20 protein-coding genes are annotated in these 21,569 nt (G+C 70.2%); 8 read left to right on the forward strand and 12 right to left on the reverse strand.

Features of this window, described 5'->3' with window-relative positions:
* Position 1: 1 nt before the first annotated feature.
* Genes ACLJO0_RS01545 through ACLJO0_RS01555 form a run of 3 tightly spaced genes read right to left on the reverse strand, consistent with a single transcriptional unit; the run spans position 2 to position 3,017 of the window.
* Positions 2–661: a response regulator gene (locus ACLJO0_RS01545; RefSeq protein ID WP_410576246.1), complete on the reverse strand. Its 660-nt coding sequence runs from the start codon at positions 659–661 to the stop codon at positions 2–4.
* Positions 658–1,824, reverse strand: a complete 1,167-nt coding sequence (gene macS, locus ACLJO0_RS01550; RefSeq protein WP_410576247.1) for a MacS family sensor histidine kinase — start codon at positions 1,822–1,824, stop codon at positions 658–660. Before macS ends, ACLJO0_RS01545 begins: the two co-directional genes overlap by 4 nt.
* Positions 1,821–3,017, reverse strand: coding sequence for an AI-2E family transporter (locus ACLJO0_RS01555; protein WP_410576248.1), 1,197 nt, complete (start codon positions 3,015–3,017; stop codon positions 1,821–1,823). The genes macS and ACLJO0_RS01555 overlap by 4 nt, the downstream gene beginning before the upstream one ends.
* A gap of 272 nt (positions 3,018–3,289) precedes the next feature.
* Here ACLJO0_RS01555 and ACLJO0_RS01560 point away from each other — a divergent pair, with 272 nt between their 5' ends.
* Together ACLJO0_RS01560 and ACLJO0_RS01565 are read left to right on the forward strand one after the other, a co-directional pair.
* Positions 3,290–4,297 (forward strand): hypothetical protein, encoded by a 1,008-nt coding sequence (locus ACLJO0_RS01560; protein ID WP_410576249.1) that lies wholly within the window; start codon positions 3,290–3,292, stop codon positions 4,295–4,297.
* 211 nt (positions 4,298–4,508) lie between these two features.
* Positions 4,509–7,763, forward strand: a complete 3,255-nt coding sequence (locus tag ACLJO0_RS01565; protein ID WP_410576250.1) for a PE-PGRS family protein — start codon at positions 4,509–4,511, stop codon at positions 7,761–7,763.
* Positions 7,764–7,855: 92 nt separating this feature from the next.
* Here ACLJO0_RS01565 and ACLJO0_RS01570 read toward each other — a convergent pair whose 3' ends face one another.
* The gene (locus ACLJO0_RS01570) at positions 7,856–9,049 is read right to left on the reverse strand and encodes an ROK family transcriptional regulator (protein WP_410576251.1); all 1,194 of its coding nucleotides are present in this window, start codon (positions 9,047–9,049) and stop codon (positions 7,856–7,858) included.
* Between the two features lie 91 nt (positions 9,050–9,140).
* Between ACLJO0_RS01570 and ACLJO0_RS01575 the strand changes: the two genes are divergently transcribed.
* Positions 9,141–10,307 carry an MFS transporter gene (locus tag ACLJO0_RS01575; RefSeq protein WP_410576252.1) on the forward strand — a complete coding sequence of 389 codons (1,167 nt, stop codon included), beginning with the start codon at positions 9,141–9,143 and terminating at the stop codon, positions 10,305–10,307.
* On the opposite strand, the gene ACLJO0_RS01580 is transcribed toward ACLJO0_RS01575, so the two are convergent.
* Both ACLJO0_RS01580 and ACLJO0_RS01585 read right to left on the reverse strand, forming a co-directional pair.
* A complete protein-coding gene (locus ACLJO0_RS01580) occupies positions 10,304–11,074 on the reverse strand; it encodes a dioxygenase (protein ID WP_410576253.1) in 771 nt (256 codons plus the stop codon). The genes ACLJO0_RS01575 and ACLJO0_RS01580 overlap by 4 nt on opposite strands.
* Before the next feature lie 60 nt (positions 11,075–11,134).
* On the reverse strand, positions 11,135–11,503 hold the full coding sequence (locus tag ACLJO0_RS01585; RefSeq protein WP_410576254.1) for a MarR family transcriptional regulator: 369 nt from the start codon (positions 11,501–11,503) through the stop codon (positions 11,135–11,137).
* 62 nt (positions 11,504–11,565) lie between these two features.
* On the opposite strand from ACLJO0_RS01585, the gene ACLJO0_RS01590 reads away from it, so the two are divergent.
* A complete protein-coding gene (locus ACLJO0_RS01590) occupies positions 11,566–12,027 on the forward strand; it encodes a MarR family winged helix-turn-helix transcriptional regulator (RefSeq protein WP_410576255.1) in 462 nt (153 codons plus the stop codon).
* On the opposite strand, the gene ACLJO0_RS01595 is transcribed toward ACLJO0_RS01590, so the two are convergent.
* A complete protein-coding gene (locus ACLJO0_RS01595) occupies positions 12,003–12,374 on the reverse strand; it encodes a VOC family protein (RefSeq protein WP_410576256.1) in 372 nt (123 codons plus the stop codon). The genes ACLJO0_RS01590 and ACLJO0_RS01595 overlap by 25 nt on opposite strands.
* Positions 12,375–12,460: 86 nt before the next feature.
* Between ACLJO0_RS01595 and ACLJO0_RS01600 the strand changes: the two genes are divergently transcribed.
* Positions 12,461–13,414 carry a helix-turn-helix transcriptional regulator gene (locus tag ACLJO0_RS01600; protein ID WP_410576257.1) on the forward strand — a complete coding sequence of 318 codons (954 nt, stop codon included), beginning with the start codon at positions 12,461–12,463 and terminating at the stop codon, positions 13,412–13,414.
* A 10-nt stretch (positions 13,415–13,424) separates the two neighbouring features.
* Here the strand turns inward: ACLJO0_RS01600 and ACLJO0_RS01605 are convergent, their stop codons facing one another.
* Entirely contained in the window at positions 13,425–14,603 is a 1,179-nt protein-coding gene (locus tag ACLJO0_RS01605) for a serine hydrolase domain-containing protein (protein ID WP_410576258.1), read from the reverse strand.
* Between the two features lie 65 nt (positions 14,604–14,668).
* On the opposite strand from ACLJO0_RS01605, the gene ACLJO0_RS01610 reads away from it, so the two are divergent.
* On the forward strand, positions 14,669–15,574 hold the full coding sequence (locus ACLJO0_RS01610) for an aminoglycoside phosphotransferase family protein (protein WP_410576259.1): 906 nt from the start codon (positions 14,669–14,671) through the stop codon (positions 15,572–15,574).
* Here ACLJO0_RS01610 and ACLJO0_RS01615 read toward each other — a convergent pair.
* Positions 15,566–16,246: a TetR/AcrR family transcriptional regulator gene (locus tag ACLJO0_RS01615; RefSeq protein ID WP_410576260.1), complete on the reverse strand. Its 681-nt coding sequence runs from the start codon at positions 16,244–16,246 to the stop codon at positions 15,566–15,568. The two genes, ACLJO0_RS01610 and ACLJO0_RS01615, sit on opposite strands and share 9 nt — an antisense overlap.
* Positions 16,247–16,316: 70 nt before the next feature.
* Between ACLJO0_RS01615 and ACLJO0_RS01620 the strand changes: the two genes are divergently transcribed.
* Entirely contained in the window at positions 16,317–17,432 is a 1,116-nt protein-coding gene (locus ACLJO0_RS01620) for an FAD-dependent oxidoreductase (protein WP_410576261.1), read from the forward strand.
* Positions 17,433–17,435: 3 nt separating this feature from the next.
* Here the strand turns inward: ACLJO0_RS01620 and ACLJO0_RS01625 are convergent, their stop codons facing one another.
* A complete protein-coding gene (locus tag ACLJO0_RS01625; RefSeq protein WP_125790743.1) occupies positions 17,436–17,825 on the reverse strand; it encodes a RidA family protein in 390 nt (129 codons plus the stop codon).
* A 71-nt stretch (positions 17,826–17,896) separates the two neighbouring features.
* On the opposite strand from ACLJO0_RS01625, the gene ACLJO0_RS01630 reads away from it, so the two are divergent.
* A complete protein-coding gene (locus tag ACLJO0_RS01630; protein WP_410576262.1) occupies positions 17,897–18,784 on the forward strand; it encodes a LysR family transcriptional regulator in 888 nt (295 codons plus the stop codon).
* 10 nt (positions 18,785–18,794) lie between these two features.
* Here the strand turns inward: ACLJO0_RS01630 and dnaB are convergent, their stop codons facing one another.
* Positions 18,795–20,204 carry a replicative DNA helicase gene (gene dnaB / locus ACLJO0_RS01635; protein ID WP_125791544.1) on the reverse strand — a complete coding sequence of 470 codons (1,410 nt, stop codon included), beginning with the start codon at positions 20,202–20,204 and terminating at the stop codon, positions 18,795–18,797.
* Between the two features lie 475 nt (positions 20,205–20,679).
* Positions 20,680–21,477 (reverse strand): ESX secretion-associated protein EspG, encoded by a 798-nt coding sequence (locus ACLJO0_RS01640; protein WP_410576263.1) that lies wholly within the window; start codon positions 21,475–21,477, stop codon positions 20,680–20,682.
* Positions 21,478–21,569 lie beyond the last annotated feature (92 nt).

The following is a 21,569-nucleotide window of genomic DNA, read 5'->3' on the forward strand; positions in this document are numbered from 1 at the left end:
GCTATTCCACGTCCAACCCGTGCTCGATGGCGTAGCGAGCCAGTTCGACACGGTTGTGCAGCTGGAGTTTCCGCAGCGTCGACTGGACGTGGTTCTCCACCGTCCGGTGCGACAGCACGAGCTTCTCGGCGATCTGCCGCGCCGTCATCCCCTTCGCGACCAGGCGCAGGACGTCGGTCTCGCGTTCGGTCAGCCGCGGCGGCGCCGGCCCGTCGTTCGGGGCGTCGGCCATGCGGCGGTACTCGCCGAGGACGAGACCGGCGAGTCCGGCGGTGAACACCGGGTCGCCCGCCGCGGTCCGCTTGACCGCGTCCACGAGCTCGGTCGCCGAGGCCGATTTGACCAGATACCCGGAGGCGCCTGCCTTCACCGCCTCGAGGACGTCGCTGTGCTCGCCGCTCGCGGACAGCACCAGCACCTTCGTCGACGGCAGTTCCGTGGTGATCTCGCGGGTGGCGTCGACCCCCGACGTCTCGCCGAGGTTGAGGTCCATCAGGACGACGTCCGGCCGGACCGTCCGCGCGATCCGCACCGCGGCCGGCGCGTCCGGCGCGGTGGCCCGCACATCGAAACCGTGTTCGGCCAGGTCGCGCGCGACCCCGTCCCGCCACATCGGATGATCGTCGACCACCATCACCGAGACCTGAGCCTCACCGGTCATCGCTTTCCCCTCGCCGCGACTGGAACCTTGACTTCCCATTCCGTGCCCTGGCCGGGCGCGGTGTCGAGGGCGGCGCTTCCGCCCAGATCCCGCACCCGTCCCTTGATGGACTCCGCGATACCTAGATGTCCCTCGGCCGCCGCTCGTTCCAAAACACCGGGCGCGATTCCGGGGCCGTCGTCGCGGACGCTGACCACGACCTCGGTGCCGAGGTCCTCCAGCAGCACCCAGGCGTGCGCGTCTTCGCCCGCGTGTTTCTCGACATTCGACAGCGCCTCGCGCGCCACGGCCACCAGTTCCGCGGTCACGTGCTCGGGTAATTGGACCTCGCCCGCGGGGGTCGACACCTGCACGGACGGCGTCGCGAGCAGTTGCAGCGCCGCCCGGAGGTCGGTCGTCCCGTTCTCGCTCGAACGCGTCGGTTCGGTGGTGACCAAGGCCCGCAGCGCGATCTCCTGCTCGCCTGCCAGTTTCGCCAGTTCGGCGGCCTCCCCGCCGAACTCCGCGCCGCGTTTGCGCACCCGCGCGAGCACCTGCAGGACGCTGTCGTGGATCGAGCGGGCGAGCCGCTCCCGTTCGGCCGTCGCGGCCTCCATGCGCAACGCCCTGGTCAGCGCGTCGGCGGACCGGCGGGCCATGGTCGCGGCGAGACCGATCACGAAGCCGCTCGCGGTCAGCAGGAAGCCGTCCCGCGCGACGTCGACGTCGAACCGCCAGCGCACCAGCCCGGTGACCACCGAGACCACCAGCCCGGCGAGTACGCCGCCGACGGCGCCGAACCGGGTGCCGGCGGCTGCGGGCGGGACGGCCGCCCACACCGTCGTGATGAGCGGGGTGCTGGCGTCGAACTGCGCGGTGGTCAGGATCCACGCCGACGTGAACATGAGGACGGCGGTCACCACGAGGTCGACGCCGACCAGCCACGGCCAGCGGCTCGACGGCCGCGCGTAGAACACGCTGCTCAGCACCGTCCACACCGTCATCGCGCCGAACGCGGTCCACGCGAGCCACTTATTCGCGTAGCCGTCGTAGTGGACGATGAACGAGCCCAGCGCGAAAAGCAGCGTCGTCACCCGAAGCACGATCACCCCGCGCCACAACGGGGTGACCGGGTCCCGCGTGCCGAGCGCCGAGACGGCGCGCCAGAGCGGGGTCTCGGTCATGACTTGGCTTCGGACTCTTCCCCGGAATCGTTCGGCTGCGCCGCCTGATCCCGCAGGACGTCGATCTCGGCCGGATCGGGATCGTGTTCGTGCAGCAGCGACCGGATCCCCGCGTTGAGCACCGCGAGCAACGGCACCGAAAGCAGCGCTCCGGCGATCCCGGCGGTGACCAGACCGGCGGTGATCGCGAGCACCACGGCGAGCGGGTGCAGCTTCACCGCGCGGCCGAGCAGGATCGGCTGCAGCACGTGGCTTTCCAGCTGCATGACGCCGATGACGATGGCCAGCACGATCAGCGCGCCGACGATGCCCTTCGTCACCAGCGCGATCAGCACCGCGACCGCGCCGGCTATCACCGCGCCGATGATCGGGATGAAGGCGCCGAGGAACACCAGCGTCGCCAGCGGGATCACCAGCGGCACGCCGACGATCGCCAGCCCGATACCGATGCCGACCGCGTCGACCACGGCCACGGCCGCCGTCGCGCGTACGTAGCTGACCAGCGACGCGAACCCGCGGCGCCCGGCGACGTCGACCCGGTTGCGCACGCGCCCCGGCACGCCACGCACGAGGAACTTCCAGATCTGGTCGCCGCCGGAGAGGAAGAAGATGAGGATGAACAGCGTCAGGATGAACCCGGTGACGATCTCGCCGACCGTGCCCGCGGTGGTGAGCGCGGTCGTGGTGATCGACGCCTGGTTGTTCTGCAGGAAGCTGATCGCCTGGTTGATGAACTCCTGGATCTGCTCCTGTCGCAGGTGCAGCGGCCCGTCGATGAGCCAGACCTTGATCTGGTTGAGGCTCTCCGTCAGCTGCTTCTGCAGTTCCGGCAGGCCGGAGGAGAACTGCGCGACGACGAACGTCAGCAGCCCGCCGAGTACCGCGAGCCCGGCGATCAGCACTATCCCGGCCGCGAGCCCGCGAGGGAACTTCAGCGTCATCAGCTTGGAGACCGCCGGCGCGAGCAGCGCCGCGAGCAGCAACGCGATCGACAGCGGGATCACGACGACCGACAGATAGCCGATCAGGAACACGATGACGTAGAGCGCGGCGATCACCACGATGAAGCGCCATGACAACGCCGCGCCGATCCGCAGGCCGCGGGGCACGAGATTGGTGACGTCTTCGGTGGACTCGGAGAGGAACGGGTTCGCCGGGTCGAATTCCGGCTGTTTGCGCTGGGGCTCGCTCACGGGCACACCGTATCGGTCCGAGGCGACGTTTCCTGAACATTCCAGGCAACGCGCGGGGGGCGAATTCGCCCGATGCGACGCTTGACACACCGCCAGGGGATCAACTCGGGAGTAACCCGGTGCCGCCAGCGCCGATCACGCATCGTGATTTCGGGCTACACCCTGTGTTCTTCACACGATCGTGCCATCAAGGTGGTTCAAAGTCGCGCCGGGCTTCCGCACTTTGCTTATGTCGGTCCCGCAACGACCGACCGAGGCGAGAAGGAGACCGAGTGACGAACGCGGCGAAGAACGAGGGGCGGGGCGCGGCGCGCTTCGGCCGTCTCGCTTCGCGTGCGCTGTTCGTCATCGGCGGCGCCGTCGCCGGTTCGGCCGCCGCGTGGGCTGTTTCCGGCGCCTCCGCTTCGGCCGACGTCGTCCCGTCCGCTCCGGTGATCTCCACTCCCGAAACGAGCGTCACGCCGGTCACCGACGCCACCGCGGCGGGTTTGACCGACGTCTCCCGCGGTACCTCGAAGTTCGCGGGCGACGTCGCCGGTGCGATGTGCGGTGACCGGCACCAGGAAGCCACCACGTGGTCGATGCCGGACGAGACCGCCGCCCCCGCGAAGCACCACTGCGGCGACATCCGCGCCGACGAGCACGAGGTCTCCACCCGCGTCAGCGACGCGGTCACCGACTTCGCGGACAACTCGGTCGTCACCCCGGTCAAGCGCACCCTCGGCGCCGTCGAGCACATCGTGCGCAAGCCGCAGGACACCCGCCAGGTGCTGGACGAGACGTTCGCCCCGTCGCCCGACTTCGGCCGCAAGGTCTGGGACCTCCTCGACCCGAACGGACACGGCGTTCCGGAGCTCCCGGTCAGTGGCGGTCCGGTCGACCCGTACTCGCCGCTGGACACCATCGGCGCCGGTGACCAGGTCACCGACTTTGCGCAGCTGGCGACGACGCAGTTCCCCGCTTCCTCCGAGACCGTCCTCCCGATGCCGGCCTTCGTGCAGCAGCACGGTGCCTTCGATCAGGTCGAGGACGTTCCTTCCCGTGACGGTCACCGCGGCGACTTCCCGCGTCCGTTCACCCCGGCGCCGCTTCCTTCCGCGCCGTCCTTCCCGACTGTCCCCGGCGGCTCCGCCCCCGGTGGTCACCTCGACGGCCTGACCCACGGCGTTCCCGCCTGGGTCGCCGCCGCCGTCGAGCGTTCCCTGACCGGCTACTCGCTGGCAGGCACGCGGTACATGCCGCTCACCCCGGGCTCGCAGCCCGGCGTCACTCCCGACTGAACACCTCCCTCCGCGGGGTAGCCGACGCGCCTCACGCCTCCCGATTCCGGGCTTGGCTTCGCGTCCGCTCCTGATCCCCCGCGAAACGGCGGTGCGCTCCGCTTTGAGAAATCACAGCCGCGCCCGCAATCGCTTAACCCCTCTGGTGCCGCGTTGCAAAAGGCACCTCTCTGAACCCGAAAGGGAACCCGAAATGAAGGAGAAAAACCCCATGCAATCCTGGGCAAAGCGCGGACTCCAGACCGCGTTGGTCACGGGTGGGTTGTTGATGCTGGGCACCGGCATCGCCTCGGCTGACGAACACGTCAACCCCGACACCCCGGCCTCCCCGCTCGACGCGAACGTCACCGTTCCGGTCGAGATCGACAACAACGCCGTTGGCACGCCCCTCGGCCAGGCCGACCTCCCCGGCTACAAGGGCGAGATCAGCACCAAGGCCGTCACCAAGCCCGTCTCGGACGCGCTGGACTCGGCTTCCTCGCCGGGCAGCAGCACCGATGGCGTCGGCGGCGGGCTTCCGTCCCTCCCGACCACCGGCGCCGTCCCCGCGCCGCTGGCCGCCAAGGACTCGGCCCGCCAGGTCAGCGGCGGGGTGACCGAGGGTGGCTTCACCACCACGGACGACATCCTCAAGGGCAACAAGGTCGTCGGTGACGTCGTCGTCCCGATCCAGATCGTCGACAACGCCATCGGCGTGATCGGGGACGCCGAGGTCGAGGGTGGCACCCACGACCAGACCTGGTCGCACAACCAGGACATCGAGACCACCGGTGAGGACTCCAGCCTCGCCGGGAACGTCGTGTCCCTCGACTGGGCGCTGCCCGTGCAGATCGCCGGCAACGGCGGCGGGCTCGCCGGCGGCACCGGCCGCGTGGTCGGCGGTTCCGCCAGCCAGAGCACCACCGAGACCGGCAACATCACCACCGACGGCGAGGGCTCCGCCCTGTCCGGCAACGTGCTGGCCGGTCAGTTCGCCACCCCGGTCCAGGTCACCGGCAACGCCGCGTCCTGGATCATCGGCAACGCCAACAGCTCCGGCTACGAGGCCGAGACCGAGGCCACCTCCGGCGGCTGGGTCGAGACCGACGGTGACGACTCCGCCCTCGGCGGCAACGTCGGCGCGGTGCCGATCGCCCTCCCGGTGAAGGTCAACGACAACGCGGCCGCCGCGTGGGGTTCGCTCGCGAACTCCAACAGCAGCTCGTCCGCGGACGCCACCGCCGGTGACACCACCCCGGGCTGGAGCAACGTCCCCAGCTACGTGCAGACCTCCGGCGAGGACTCGGCCGTCGCGGGTAACGCGATCGTGCCGCAGACCGCGGACGTCGCGAACGTCGGCGGCGTGGCCGCCAGCTGGATCGGGCTCGCGAACACCGGCACCGAGGGCGGGACCAGCCAGTCCAGCACCGTCGACGCCGGTGGCTTCGTCAGCTCCGAGGGTGAAGGTTCCGCCGGTGGCGGCAACATCGTCGACCCGGCCGTGGCCGCTCCCGTCGAGGTGACCTGCATCGCGGGCACCTACATCGGCAGCGCCAACGTCGCCTCGTGCGAGAACACCGTCGACGCGAACGCCGGCAACGGCAGCCACACCACGGGTGACGACTCCACCCTCGCGGGCAACATCGTCAACACCCAGGCCGCGCTGGCCCCCGAGGTGTTCGGCGTCGCCGGCTCGCACATCGGACAGGCGACCGCCGAGGCGTCCGAGACGAAGACCGTGACCGCCGGTGCGTACGACGGCACCACGGGCAACGACTCGTCCGGCTCGGGCAACATCGTCCAGGTCCCGGCCGCCGTCCCGGCCGAGATCTTCGGCGTCGGTGGCTCGTTCATCGGTCAGAGCACCGCCTCGGCCGAGGAGACCAAGGTCGTCTCCGGTGGCGGCGGCGGGAACACCGCCGACGACAACGGCTTCCTCAGCTCCAACCTGGCGACCACGCCGGTTTCGCTGCCGGTGCAGGCGTTCGGGATCGGTGGCGCGTTCATCGGCCAGGGCCACGGTGCCGCCGATGGCGACACCACGTCCAACGCGGGTGGCGACGTCCACGCGACCGGTGACGGTGGCGCGGGCTCGGGCAACCTGGTCTACGGCCCGGTCTCCCTGCCGGTCCAGGCGCACAACTTCGCCGCTGTGCTCGGCGGAATCGCGTCGGGCGAGGGCACGAACCTCACCGACTCGAACGCGGGCGGCGACGCCACCGCCAACGGTGAAGAAGGCGCCCTGGCGGGCAACATCGTCCAGTCGCCGATCGGTGGCGCGGTCCCGGTGACCGGGCACGGCATCGCCGGTGCGGGCATCGCCGAGGGCGACAGCGTCAGCGACGTCCTTTCGGAGGCCGGCGGCGACGCCACCACCACCGGTGACGAGGGCGCTGTCTCGGGCAACATCATCGGCGCGCAGGTGCTGCCGATCGTGCCCGTCACGCACGACGCGGTCGCGGTGGCCGGTCTCGCCGACGCCGAAGGCTCCAACACCGTCGACGCGCTTTCGGGCGGCGACGTGGAGACCTCGGGTCTCGACGGATCGCTCTCGGGCAACATCCTCGACATCCCGGCCGCGGTCGACCCCGAGGTGTTCGGCAACGCCATCGCGGCGGTGGGCGGCGTGTCCGAGACCGAAGCGACCAGCATGATCACCGGCCAGGCCGGTGGCGACAGCATCACCGACGGCAGCGGAGAGGCCCTCTCGGGCTTCAACTTCCACCACCCGTTCGTCTTCGTGGTGCCGCTGAACGAGTTCGAGATCCCGATCCTCGCGATCGCGGACGAGAACTCGGAGGACTTCACCGAGATCAACGGTGAGGAGTTCACCCGCGCCTTCACCGACTCGGTCGGTTCGGAGATGCCGATCGACGCGCTGCCCGCGCTGCCCTTCGGTGCCCCCGCCCTGCCGTCGATGAGCGGTGCCGGCGCCCTGCCGACCACCCCGGCGATCGGTGGCGCCCGCGCCGACGGTCCCCAGGTGGCCACCCTGCCCGTGCAGGTGGCCGGTCTGACCGCGCTGAAGCAGCTGACCGCCGTCCCGACGGCGCTGCCGAAGTCGGAACTGCCCGAGCTGCCCGGCACCCCGGCGCTGCCCGGAACCCCGTCGCTGAACGGTGTCCCGGCCCTGCCGAAGGCCCCGGGTCTGCCCGGTGGCGCCGCTCGTGCGGACGCCCCCAAGGTCGCCCAGCTGCCGGCCCTCCCGGCGCTGAACGGGCTGCCCACCGCGGGTGGCCTGCCGACCGCCGGCAACCTGCCGGTGCAGCTCCCCACGGCCGGCGCCCTGCCGACCGCGGGTGCGCTGCCCACCGCCGGTGCGCTGCCGGTGCAGCTGCCCACCACGGGCACCCTGCCCGCGGTGAACAGCACCCCGGCGATGCCGACCGCGCAGGTCCCGGCTCTGGCGGGCGTCGACTCGTCGCCGCTGAGCATGTTCCAGCGTTTCATCGGCACCCTGACCGGCAAGAAGTTCCACACCATGTGAACCTGCCAGTCGGCTAGCGCCACTGAATGAACCGAAGCGGGCCCGGGAGACACTCCCGGGCCCGCTTCCTTTTTGTGTTCCGCCCCGCCGCGCTAGTCGGATCCCGGGGTGAACAGCGCGTCCTGTGCGGCGCCCATCGCGGTGAGCACCGCGCCTTCCAGCACTCCGCTCCCGCCGACGGTCCCCGCCCGCACCTCGGTCCGCAGCGGCGAGATCTCCGCGAGCCGACGGCTCACCCTGGCGGCGAACGCTTCGCCGCCGGCGCGGCCGATCTCCCCGCCCAGCACGAGACAACCCGGGTCCAGTACCGCGGTGACCGCGGCGGCGCCGATCGCGATCCGCTCCGCGACGATCCCCAGAAACTCCTCGGACTCGGCGTCGATCGCGTATCCGACAGCCGCTGCGGCCGCTTCGGCGTTGTCGGCCGACGAAGCCGGGATGCCGTGTTCGCGGGCGAGTTCGCAGATCGCGGCGCTGCCCGCGAGGGTGTGAAAGCCGCCGTCGCAGTCGGTCGCCGTCGGGAGCCTTCCCGGGCCCAGCATCGGCAGGAACCCGATCTCCCCCGCGCCGCCCGACGCTCCCCGCCGCAGCGAACCATCGAGGACGACGGCCGCGCCGACGCCGAAACCCAGCCACAGCAGGACGAACGTGTCCCGATCGCGGGCGGCGCCGAGTCGTTGCTCGGCGGCGGCCGCGAGGTTGACCTCGTTCTCCAGCAGCACCGGGACACCTAGCCGTCGCCGGAGTTCGTCGACGAGTTTCCCGTGCCACGCGGGCAATCCCCCGGCGTGCCGCAGACCGCCGGTCGCCGGGTCGACCAGACCGGGGGCGCCGACGGCGATCGTGTGCAGCGCTGTCGCACCCGCTTCGGCGGTGGTGGCCGCGAGCAGGGCGATCGCCCGCTCGACGGCCACGTCGGTGTCGATGTCCAGCTCGAACGGCAGCGAGGCTTCCGCGCGGGTCCGGCCAAGGAGGTCCGCGACCGAAACGGCCATGCCGTGCGTGCGGACGTCGAGTCCGGCGAGGTACGCGCGTCCGGCGACGATGCCGTACAGCTTCGCGTTCGGGCCGCGGCGTTCCGCGCCCGCCTCGCCGACGATCTCGATCAGCCCCGCGTCCCGCAGGCGTTCGACGAGGTCGGCCACCGTCGGCCGGGAAAGCCCGGTCAACGTCTTGAGCTGGGCGGCCGTCAGCGAGCCCTCGCGTTGGAGCAGGTCGAGCGCGAGGCGGTCGTTGATGGCACGCGCGGTGCTCGGGGAGGCGGACGGCATCCGGATGACACTCACCGGCAGATCCTCCCAGAATTAATTATCAGGTTCCCTTCCTGATAGTTTACGCTGACGCCCGTCGAGTCGTTTCATGGACCTTGGGGGCTCAGTGACCAACACAGTGGAAACCGTCGGCGGGCCGACGCGGCGGGTGCGGCAGGCGCGGATCGCCATCGCCGCCGTCTTCGCCGTGCACGGCGCGGTGACCGGCAGTTTCGCCACCCGGATCCCGTGGATCCAGGAACACGCGGGGATCAGCGCGGGCCAGCTCGGGCTCGCGCTCGCCTTCCCCGCCATCGGTGCCTCGCTCACCATGCCGCTCGCCGCGCGGATCGGGCATCGGCTCGGCGGCAGGCTGGGGCTCCGGTTGCTGCTCGCCTACTGGACGCTGGCGCTGATCCTGCCGTCCCTGGCGGGAAACCTCTTCACCCTGTGCCTCGCGCTGTTCGTCATGGGCACCGCGGCGGGCACCTCGGACGTGCTGATGAACGCCCTCGGCGTCGACGTCGAGGAGAAGATGGGCAAGTCGGTCATGTCGGGACTGCATGGCATGTGGACCACGGGCGCGCTCGTCGGTTCCGCCGCGGGCACGCTCGCCGCACACACGGCGCTGGACGCGCGGATCCACTTCGTGATCGTGTCCGCCGTGCTCACCGTCGCCGGCGCGCTGATCTGCCAGGGTGTGTTCGACGTCCGCAGCGCACCCGACGAGCATCCGCCGCCTAGGTTCGCGCTGCCGCCGAAGTCGGCCGTGATCATCGGTGCCGTCGCGTTCTGCGCCGTTTTCGCCGAGGGCGCGAGCCTCGACTGGTCCGCCGTCTACCTGCGTGACGTTCTCGGCACCTCGCCGGGGATCGCTGCCGCGTCGACCACCGCGTTCACCTGCACGATGGCGGTGGCCCGTCTCTCTGGCGACGCGCTGGTGCGGCGCTTCGGCTCGGTCAGAACCGTCCGCGCGGGCGGTGTCTTCGCGACGGCGGGCGGGCTGCTGGTCGTCTTCGCCGCCCATCCGGTGATGGCGATGGGCGGCTTCGCGTTGATCGGGCTCGGCGTCTCCGTCGTCGTGCCGCTCGCCTTCGCGGCGGCCGGACGCAGCGGGCCGACGCCGAGCCAGTCGATCGCGGGCGTCGCGACCATCACCTACTCGTCGGGTCTCGTCGCGCCGTCGCTGATCGGCGGGATCGCCGACCTGACCTCGCTGACCGTGTCGTTCGGAGTGGTGACGCTGCTGGCGCTCGGCCTGGTGGCGGGCGCCGGAGTGCTCCGGTCCCGTTAGCCGAACTGGAGGGAACGCTTGGCGAGGCCGTGCCAGTAGCCGTCGATGACGGTTTCGCCCTTCCCTTCCGAAGAGCTCGCGCCGAGTGAGACGAACAGGGGCGCGAAGTGTTCGATCCTGGGGTGCGCGATGGCCGCGGCGGGGGCCTTGTGCTGGAAGTCCAGCAACGCGTCGAGGTCGCCCTCGCGCAGCGTTTCCGCACCCCAGTGGTCGAATTCGCTCGACCACGACGGCGGCGCCCCGTCGGTGCCGTCGGTCTGGCTCATCGCGCTCAGGTTGTGGGTGAAGAAGCCGCTGCCGATGATCAGCACGCCCTCGTCGCGCAGCGGCGCGAGCTTCCGGCCGAGGTCGAACAGCTCGCGCGGGTCCAGCGACGGCATGGACACCTGGAGTACGGGGATGTCGGCGTCCGGATACATCTCCACGAGCGGGACGTACGCGCCGTGGTCGAGGCCGCGGTCGGGCGCGTCGTGGACCGGGGTCTGGGACGAGCGCAGGAGGTTGCGCACCTTGTCCGCCAGCTCGGGAGCCCCGGGCGCGGCGTATTTCACCTGGTAGTAGCGATCCGGGAAGCCCCAGAAGTCGTAGACCAGCGGCACCGTGGTGGTGGCGCCGAGGGTCAGCGGTGCCTCTTCCCAGTGCGCGGAGACGACGAGGATCGCCTTCGGCTTTTCGAGGTTCGCGGACCAGCCGGCGAGCTGGCTTGTCCAGGTGGCGTCGTCGGCGAGCGGCGGCGCGCCGTGGCTGAGGTAGAGCACCGGCGTCATGTCAGCTCCAGGTGTTTGAACTTTCAACTACCAGGATAGACGACGCCGCTGGGTTCCGCCTTATTCCCGCGCGAGGTTCGCCGCCATGCGTTCGAGCACGCCGACCGTCGTCCGGTAGTCGTCGTCGCCGATGCCTTCGGTCGCGCGTGAGCGGAACTCGCCGACCTTGGCCTTCAGCCGCTGATGTGCCTCCCTGCCGACTTCGGTCAAGGCGCCTTCGGTGTCGACCCAGCCGCGAGCGTGCAGGTCGGCGACGGTTTCCCGCAGGTCTCCGAACGGCGACAGCGCCTCGTCGACGGAGGCTCCGCTGTCGATCGTGTTCAGGACCTGCCAGTGGCGACGGGTCAGCGCTTCGGCGGCGAGGGCCTGCTCCAGGGAAGATTCGAGTGCCCGGTGAAGGTGGGCGAACCAGAATCCGACGGGCTTCATGGATACTCCTCATGTAGACGGCAACTACATGTAAAAGTACATGCATTTGGTGAGGACGGGTAATGACGGACGCCGTGGCCGACGTGGAACGCGCGATGATCGCCATCCGGCGGAGCCAGGCGAGGCGATCGCTGTCGAAACTCGCGCGCGACCGCGCCGAAACGATGCCGGACCAGGCGATACAAGGACTCCTCGACGCCGTCGAGGCGGCGGAGGAGAGCGGCGAACCCGGCACCGTCACCAGCCTCGCCGCGGCGTTGACCATCGACCAGCCGCGCGCGAGCCGTCTGGTCGCTCGTGCGGTCGAGGACGGTTTTCTCCGGCGTGAAGCCGATCAGCGCGACGGCCGCCGTGCCGTCCTCGTGCTCACCGAGGCGGGCCGCGCCGAAGTGACGCGCATGCACGAATTCCGCCGTTCGGTGTTCGCCGAGGCGATGGCGGACTGGCCGGACGAAGACCGCCACGAGTTCGCCCGGCTGCTGACCGCGTTCGTCCGGAACTACGGCGCGCTCGGCGCGAAGTAGTTGACCAGGTTGCCGTCGGGGTCGCGGAACAGCAGCGACCGGTTCCCCCACGGCATCGTGGTCGGCTTCTGCACGATCTCGGCCAGGTCCGCCAGCCGGTCGTACTCCCGGTCGACGTCCTCGACCCGGAACTCGAGGATCGCGGTCCGGTTCGATTCCGGCACCGCGGCGTCCGCGCCGAACAGGGTCATCGTCTCGGCACTGCCGATCGCCAAGGTGCACGACGGGCCGACGAGCTCGGCGAACTGCTCGGAGCGCCACCGCGCTTCCAGGCCGGTCGCCTTCTCGTAGAACCCGGCGAGGCGGGCGACGTCGTGGGTGATCACGCGGACGGATACGAACTGCACGATGGGTCCTTTCGAGTGCCGGAAAGCGGAACACCGGCCACGCTAGGAGCAATACCGGGCAGGATCCGCCCGGTATCCTCCGGGCTGTGACCAGGCCCATCGCCCGCGTGCTCGCGCTGCTCGAGATCCTCCAGAGCGGCGGGACGCATACGGTCGCCGAGCTCGCCGGACGGCTCGACGTGGACGAACGCACCGTCCGCCGCTACGCCGAGCACCTCCTCGACCTGGACATCCCGGTCCGCTCGGTGCGCGGACGCTACGGCGGCTACCGCCTGGCCCCCGGCTACCGGATGCCGCCGCTGATGCTGACCGACGAAGAGGCGCTGGCGGTCCTGCTCGGCCTGGTCGCGGGACGGCGAGCCGGGTTGATCACCACTTCGGTCGCGGCCGTCGAGAGCGCGGCCGCGAAGGTCCGCCGTGTCCTTCCCGAAGCACTGGGCCGGCGGCTGGACGCGCTGCTGGAGACCGCCGACTTCACCTCACCCGCCCGGAAAGCCCTCTCGGCCGAGGCCGAAGTGCTGCTCACCGTCGCGGAGGCGGCACGGGATCGGCACCCGGTCGGGCTCGCGTACCTCGCCGGGCACGGCGGAGCCAGCGAACGCGTCGTCCATCCGTACGGCGTGGTGGCGCACTCCGGCCGGTGGTATCTGACCGGTTTCGACTCGGCGAGCGGCGAGGTGCGCACCTTCCGCGTCGACCGGATCAAGTCGGCCGAGGCACGGGCCGGGACGTTCGAGGCGCCCGACGGCTTCGACCCGGCCGAGCGAGTGCTGACCGCGCTGGCCGAGACACCGCACCGGCACGACGTTTCCGTGCGGATCCAGGCGACACCCGACCAGATCCGCGCCGTCTTCCCGCCGTCCGTGGCCACCCTGGAGTCCGACGGCGACTGGGTGCGCGCCCGGATCCGGGCACAGCGGCTCGACTGGATCCCGCCGCTGCTCGCCGCGCTCGACCGGCCGTTCGTCATCGAACGCCCGGTCGAGCTCCGAGACCTGGTCAGCGCGCTGGCCTGCCGGCTGGCCGACCGGGCGCGCTGACCGGCCGTGCTCACTTGCCGCAGAACACCGTCCGGACGAGCTTGTTCAGCGCCGCCGGGAACGACGGCAGCGGGTCCTTCTCGGAATCGCCCGCGGTGATCGACGCGGTCAGCGTCTTGCTGCCGTCGGGCGTGCTGTACATCAAGGCCGCGTAGCCGTTGAGGCCGCCGTTGTGGTTCAGGATGGGTCCGGCGCAGCCCGGTCCCAAGTCCTGCGTGAACTGTCCGAGACCGTAGAAGCCGTAGAGGCTTTCGCTGCCGGGGTGCGTCTTGCGCATCTCGGCCATCAGCGAGGCCGGGAGGAGCTTTCCGCTCTGCAGCGCGGAAAAGTACGTCTGGAGATCCTTGGTCGTCGAGATCATGTCGCCGGCGCTGGAAATCCAGGACGGGTTCTGGTGCGTGATGTCGATCGTCTTCCACTGGCCCGCGTCTTCGTAGCGGTAGTAGGCGTGGGCGTACGGCTTGGGCATCCCGGCCCACGCTCCCGGCGACAAGGTGTCGCGCAGCTTGAGCGGCCGCAGGATCCGCCGGTCCAGCTCTTCGGCGAAGGGGCGGCCGGTGAGCTTCTCGACCAGCAGCCTGGCCACCACGTAGTTGGTGTTGGAGTAGCTCCAGCGCGCGCCCGGCTCGAAGATCGGGGACTTGGCCACCGCCAGCCGGACCAGTTCCTCCGGCTGGTAGGTGTGGAACCGCTTGTCCACCCACTCCTGGCCCGCCCACGGGATTCCCGGCGTGACGGTTCCGTCCGGGTTGACCTGGCCGGTGTGGTTGAACAGCCCGCTGGTGTGCTGCAACAGCATCCGCACGGTGATCCGCGAGTCCAGCCCGAACTGCGGAAGGAAACCGGCGACCGGGGTGTCGAGCCCGATCCTGCCGTCGGCCACCAGCTGCAGCACCAAAGTCGCGGTGAAGTTCTTCGACGTGCTGCCGACGCGGAAGTGACCGTTGGTCGGCGGTTTCGCGGTTCCGCCCAGTTCGCGCACCCCGGCGCTGCCGGTCCATTCGCCCCGCTCGTCGCGGACGCGCAGCTGCATCCCGCCGAACCCGGCGTCGACGAACTCCTGGACGGCTTGCCGCAGCTCCGGCCGGTCCTGCCCGGCGGAAGCCGTCGGCACGGTCACGCCGGTCAGCAGTGCGGCCGCCAGCGCGGTGAGGCCGATGCGGCGGAAGGTCCTCGATGTCTTGTTCATGGTGACCACGTTGGCGGGCGGCGCTGACACGGGACGGTCACGGCGCTGACATGGGAGTCTCGATCATGGACGAATTCAGGTTCGAACAGGAGCTGGTGCGGGCCTTGCTGCGGCAACAGCATCCGGATCTCGCGGAGCTCGAACTCCGCGACGTCGACGGCGGCTGGGACAACCAGCAGTGGCGCCTCGGTCCGGACCTGGGGGTCCGGCTGCCGCGCACCGAGCGTGCTCCCGGCCTCCTGCGCCTCGAACAGAAGTGGCTGCCCGTGCTGGCCGATCGCCTGCCGCTGCCGATCCCCGTCCCGGTGCGCGTCGGCGAACCTTCGGACCTGTTCGAGCACACCTGGACGATCACGCGCTGGGTCGAGGGTGAGCCCGCGGATCACGCGCCGATCAGCCACCACGACGCGGCCGAGGTCCTCGCGGGTTTCCTCAAGGCGCTGCATCGGGACGCGCCGGCGGAAGCCCCGGCGGAAGCCCCGGCGGAAGCCCCGGTCAACCCTGCTCGCGGCATCCCTCTCGCCGCGATGCGCGACGGTTTCGACCAGGGACTGGAGTTCATCGACGGCGACGCGGACGTCGAGGCCGCCCGGGAAATCTGGGAGAAGGCCGTCGCGGCACCCGGTTGGCACGGGGCACCGGTCTGGCTGCACGGCGATCTCCATCCCGCGAACGTGATCGTGCGGGAGGGGACGCTCTCCGGGGTGATCGACTTCGGTGAGCTGTGCGCGGGTGATCCCGCGACGGACCTGTCGGCGGCCTGGATCCTGCTTCCCCCGGGCGCGGCGAGCCGGTTCTTCGACGCCTGCGAGGTCGCGGACGAGGCCACCGTCGCACGGGCTCGCGGCTGGGCGGTCCTGCGCGCACTGCACCTGATCGGCATCGGACGCAACGGCAGGCTCGGTCTCCCCGGCGGCAAACCGGCTTGGGAGCCGGCGGGGCGGGCGGCGCTCGAACGTGCTTCAGCTTGAGAGTCGGGCTTCGATGCCGTCCAGCAGGAAATCGAGGCCGATCCGAAAGGTCTCGTCGGCGTCCAGGTGGACGGCGTCGCGCACCACCGTGGCCAGCGCGGGGAGCTCGCCGGTCGCGAGCGTCCGCCGCAGGTAGGGCCCGAGCTCGGCCTGCCAGCGCTTCTCGTCCATCCCGGTGGCGCGTTTCGCGCGCCACTCGGCGATCTCCCGGCGCACCGCGCCGATCGTGTACGCGTTGACCGCGGAGACCACCGGCATGACGGCGTCCACATCGAGCTCGCCGAGCTCGGCCATCACGGCCTCCCCGCCTGCCAGCGCGTTCGGCCCGAGCTGGGGGCGGCCCCCCAGGAGGTCGGCGAGCCATTCGTGCTCGTGAACGGTGTGCCGCATGGCTTCGGCGAACGACCGCAGCGCTTCCCGCCAGCCGGTTCCGGTGGGCCGGATCCCGGCGTGGGCGGCGTCGACCATCAGGTCGAGCAGCTCCTCCTTGCTCGCGATGTAGCCGTAGAGCCGCATCGGGCCGACGTCGAGCGCGGTGGCGATCTTGCGCAGCGACACCGCGTCCAGGCCGTCCGCGTCGGCGAGTTCGATCGCCGCCCGCACGATCCGCTCGCGGCTCAGCGGGGCCAGGGCGGGCCGATCCGGCGGCTCCGGCCGCTCCCACACCACCATGCCGCTGACAATACAACGCATCGTTCGATACAGTGTATTGAGCAATACACTGTATCGAAGGAGGACGACCATGACCATCGCCATCGTCGGAGCAGGCCTCGGCGGCCTGGCGCTCGCTCGCGTTCTGCACGTCAACGGCATCGAGGCCGTCGTCTACGAACGCGAACCGTCGCGCGACGCCCGCGGCCAGGGCGGCATGCTCGACATCCACGCCGACACCGGTCAGCGGGCGCTGCGCGAAGCCGGGCTGATCGACGGGTTCCACGCGATCGCCCGCGGCGATGGCCAGGACATGAAGCTTCTGGAGCCCGACGGCACCTTGCTGTTGCAGGAGGACACGCCCGACGACGCGCCGTTCGCGCGGCCCGAGGTCGACCGAGCCGATCTGCGCGACCTGCTGCTGGACTCCCTTCCCGAAGACACCGTGCGCTGGGGGCACGCGTTCGCTTCCGCCGCAGACGGCGTGCTGAGCTTTGTTGATAGGACCAGTGCGGCGTACGACCTGCTGGTCGGCGCCGACGGCGCGAACTCCCGGGTCCGCGCGCTGCTCACCGACGCCCGCCCGGTGCATCTCGGCCACAACCTCGTCGAGCTCTGCATCTCCGATATCGATCGCACCCATCCCGATCTCGCGGAGATGGTCGGACGCGGCACCTACTGGGCGCTCGGCGACGGGAAATCCCTGGCCGCGCAGCGCAACGGCGACGGCCGCGTCCGCGTCGGCCTGAGCTTCTACAACACCGCCGAGGACTGGCTCGCCACGAGCGGGATCCCGTTCGACGACCCGGCCGCCGCCCGGACGCGGCTGATCGAGGAACTGGACGGCTGGGACGCCCGCTTCACCGCGCTCATCGCGGCCTGCGACGACACGGTCGTGCCCCGGCCCATCGCCGCTCTCCCGGTGGGCCTGACCTGGCAGGCGAATCCCGGTGTCACGCTGCTGGGCGATGCCGCGCACCTGATGCCCGCGGTGGGGGAAGGCGCCAACATGGCCCTGCTGGACGGCGCCCTGCTCGGCCTCGCGCTGGCCGCGCACCCCGGCGACTTCCCGACCGCCGTCAAGGAATACGAACGCGAGATGTTCGAGCGCACGAGCGCCGCCGCCCGGATGTCCGCACGGGTCCACGAACTCCTGACGGCGCCGGACGCCGCGCGGAAGATGCTCGCGTTCTTCCAGCCGGACTGAAGCTCACCCGGTGGCCCGCCGCGCGTACACCTCGATCTCGATCTTCATCCGAGGGTCGGCGAGGCCGCACATGAGCATCGTGGCGGCGGGCCGGACCTCACCGAACGCCCGGCGCAGAACCGGCCAGCATGGCTCGAAATCCTCCCGGTCCGGCAGGAGGTAGCGCACTCGCACCACATCGGCGAAGGTGCATTCCGCCTCGTCCAACGCGGCCTCGATGTTGCGCAGGCATTGCTCGGCCTGCGCCACGACGTCGTCGGAGATCGTCATGGTGCGGTAGTCGAACCCCGTCGTCCCGGACACGTGCACCCAGTCGCCGTCGACCACGGCCCGCGCGTACCCGATCTGTTCCTCGAACGTCGAGCCGCTGAGGATCGCGCGTCTTGCTGTCATGCGCCGAACCTAAGCGGCCGACAGCGATACGTCTAATACAGCTTTCAGCATCATCTGATATCTCTGGGAATATGGATCGCCCCGAGCTTCCACTCGCCCAGTTGCACGCCTTCGTCGTGCTGGCCGAGGAGCTCCACTTCGGCCACGCGGCCACGCGCCTCGGCATCGCGCAACCGCCGCTGAGCCAGCAGATCCGCCGTCTGGAGGAGAAGGTCGGCCACGCGCTCTTCGACCGCGCCCCCGGACGCGTCGCCCTCACTCCGGCCGGTCGGGAACTGCTGCCCGCTGCTCGAAATGTCCTCGCCGGCCTCGCGGACGGCCTGGCCGCGGCACGGGCGGTGGGCAGTGGCCTCGCCGGCAGCCTGCGGATCGGCTTCGCGGCCTCCCTCGCCCTGACCGTCCTTCCTGGTCTGCTGAGGACTTACCGGGACCGGTTTTCCGACGTGCACCTGGACATCCACGAGATGACCACGGCACCGCAGATCGCCGCCCTGCACGAGCGGAGTATCGACATCGGCCTGCTGCGCGAACCGCCCGCCGACGAGCCGGAGCTCGGGTTCAAGACCGTGTTGACCGAGCCCTTCGTGGCGGTTCTGCCGTCGGCCCATCCGCTCGCGGCACATCGGACGATCCGGGTCGAGCAGCTGGCGGGCTCGCCCTTCGTGCTCCTGCCCCGCGCTGTCGGTCCGCGGCTGCACGACCGGATCATCGACCTGTGCGCCGAGGCGGGCTTCACGCCCCAGGTGGCTCAACGAGCGGTGGAATGGCAGACCGTCTGCGCACTGGTCGGCGCCGGCCTCGGCGTTTCACTGGCCCCGGAGAGCATCCGGCGCATCCGCCTCGAAGAGGTCGCCTTCCGCACGATCACGCCCGCCACCGCGCGCACGCGAGTCGCCGTCGCCTGGCGGGTCGACGACCAGAACCCCCTGGTCGCCCGCTTCCTCGCGACGCTCGCGTAGCAGCCGTTCGCTAGTCGTGCGAAAGGTCCACGAAGCGGCTGTAGTGCAGCTGGTGCGCGACGGTGATCGTCGCCGTCGGCCCGGCACGGTGCTTCGCGATGATCAGGTCCGCCTCGCCGGCACGAGGGTCGTCCCGCTCCCAGGCGTCGGGGCGGTTCACCAGGATGACGAGGTCGGCGTCCTGCTCCAGTGAGCCGGACTCACGGAGGTCGGACAGCATCGGGCGTTTGTCGGTCCGCTGCTCGGGACCACGGTTCAGCTGGCTGATCGCGATCACCGGGACCTCGATCTCCTTGGCCAGCAGCTTCATCTGCCGCGAGAACTCCGAGACTTCCTGCTGCCGCGACTCGACGCGTTTACCCGAGGTCATCAGCTGGAGGTAGTCGAGGACGACGAGTTTGAGATCGTTGCGCTGCTTGAGCCGCCGGGCCTTCGCGCGGATCTCCATCATCGTCATGTTCGGCGAGTCGTCGACGAACAGCGGCGCCTCGGAGACCTCGCTCATCCGGCGCGCGAGGCGCGTCCAGTCGTCGTCGGACATCTTGCCACCGCGCATATCCGCCAGCCGGATCCGGGCCTCGGCCGAGAGCATGCGCATGACGATCTCGGTCCTGCTCATTTCCAGCGAGAAGATCACGCTGGTCAGACCGTGTTTGATGGACGCTGAACGCGCGAAATCCAGACCAAGGGTCGATTTCCCTACACCGGGACGCGCGGCGACGATGATCATCTGGCCGGGGTGCAGGCCGTTGGTCAGATCGTCGAAGTCGGCGAACCCGGTCGGGATGCCCTGTGACTGCCCGCCGCGGGAGGCGATCGCGTCGATCTCGTCCATGGTCGGCTGGAGCAGTTCTTCCAGCGCGACGTAGTCCTCGCTGGTGCGCCGCTCGGTGACGTCGTAGATCGCGGCCTGCGCGCGGTCGACGACCTCGTCGATGTTCGCGCCGTCGGCCGCGGCCGCGCCGTAGCCGTACTGCACGATCCGCGTGCCAGCTTCGACCAGACGCCGCAGGACCGCCTTCTCGGAGACGATCTCGGCGTAGTACCCGGCGTTCGCCGCCGTGGGCACCGTCGCGATCAGGGTGTGCAGGTACGGGGCACCGCCGACGCGGCCCAGTTCGCCGCGGCGTTCCAGTTCGGCGGAGACGGTGATCGGGTCGGCGGGTTCGCCGCGTCCGTAGAGGTCGAGGATGACGTCGTAGATGGCCTGGTGCGCGGGCCGGTAGAAGTCGTCGGGCCCGAGGGCTTCGATGACGTCGGCGACGGCGTCCTTCGACAGCAGCATGCCGCCGAGCACGGACTGTTCGGCCGCGATGTCCTGCGGAGGCTGGCGGTCGTATTCGCCGCCACGCGGACCGGGGTCGCCGGGACCCGGGTCGGACTCCGCGTACGTCGGATTGCGGTCGTCGGTCAGCGCCACCGCTGCTGCCACCTCCTCAAGACATCGAACACGCGTTCGATTATGCCAGAATTTCCCCGGTCGGTCCGCCCGTGCCCACGGGCCGCCCTCCCTCGGCTCCCGGTGCTCCCCTGCGCTCTTCCCCTGCCGGACGACCACCACGGTGTGTACCGGCCCGGCGGGCACGGTAGGCCCCCCGAAAGGACCAGCGCAATTTCGCCTGGGGACCGCCCTGTGGATAACCTGGGGATGACTACGGGCATCCCTTCACAGGTGACCGAAAGCCTGTGTACAACTTGTGGGCAACGAGGGAGTGGTCTGACAAAAGTGCTGGTCAGCGCCTGTGGAGACACTGTGGAGAACTTTATTCGACTCCGTCCGGCGTGTCGGGCGAAACTCGTCGTTCGGCGTGTCGCACGCGGGCGCACAGGGGTGCCCTGTGGATGAATACCACGGAGAGTAGAGGGGTCCCCCGCCCGGCTGACCGGAGCGGAATTCAGGACGCGAACAACCTGCCCTGTGCGCTCCGTAGTCGTTCCGCGAGAACCTGCTGGTCGGCGGGTGTGAAGGCGATCCTCGGCTCGCCACTCCCCGGTACCTCTTCGGTCAGCCACCGGCCTTCGGTCGTATCGATGTAGTTCACCGGACGTTCGATCCGCTGCCGCGCGCCGCTCCGGCCGCGGGCCGCGACGTAGAGGCTGCCACTCCCCAAACGGCGTAACGCGAGGATGCGGCGAAGCTCGTCGGCCTCCTGGCTGCCCGCGCTCTGCCGTCCGCTGCGAAGCACCTCGAAGCCCTCGTCCTGCGCCGTCGACGACGACCGCGGGGCCTCGACCTGACTCTTCGGGACGGCGATCGGGCGGCCGCGTCCCGGCGCGAGCTTCGGGATCTGGTCGAGGAACTCGGTGAGCAGTTCTTCGGGCCGCACCGACGCGAGCGCGATGCCGTCGTGCTCGCTGTGCCGGGCGAGGACGAAACCCTCACCGCCGGCGCTCCCCGCGAGCAGGCTGAAGCTCAGTGCCTTGCCCTCGAAGCCGCCGTCGACCCAGCCGTAGTACTCGAGTGACGGCCTGGCGATCGCTTCGAGCGTCGCCTTGAAGCCGGGGTGCAGCCCCCGCGCGCCGAAGAGGCCCTGGCTCGCCAGTTCCTCGTTGGTCCGCTCGTCCTCGGCCCGCTGCGCGTCCTCGTCGTACCAGGTCGGCGTTTCCGACAGGATCGTGTGCGGCTCGCCGCCCCGTCGGCGGATCAGCGTGATGAGGGTGCCGGTCGTGATCGTGACCTGCTTGTCCAGCACCGGAACTGCCCCCTAGTCGTTCTTGTTCGTCCAGCCCGGAACAAGACAAGCCGGGCGCCGCACCAATCTTGGCACGCGCCCGGCCCGCTCGT

Source organism: Amycolatopsis sp. lyj-108 (genome assembly GCF_046549005.1).
Classification (GTDB): Bacteria; Actinomycetota; Actinomycetes; order Mycobacteriales; family Pseudonocardiaceae; genus Amycolatopsis.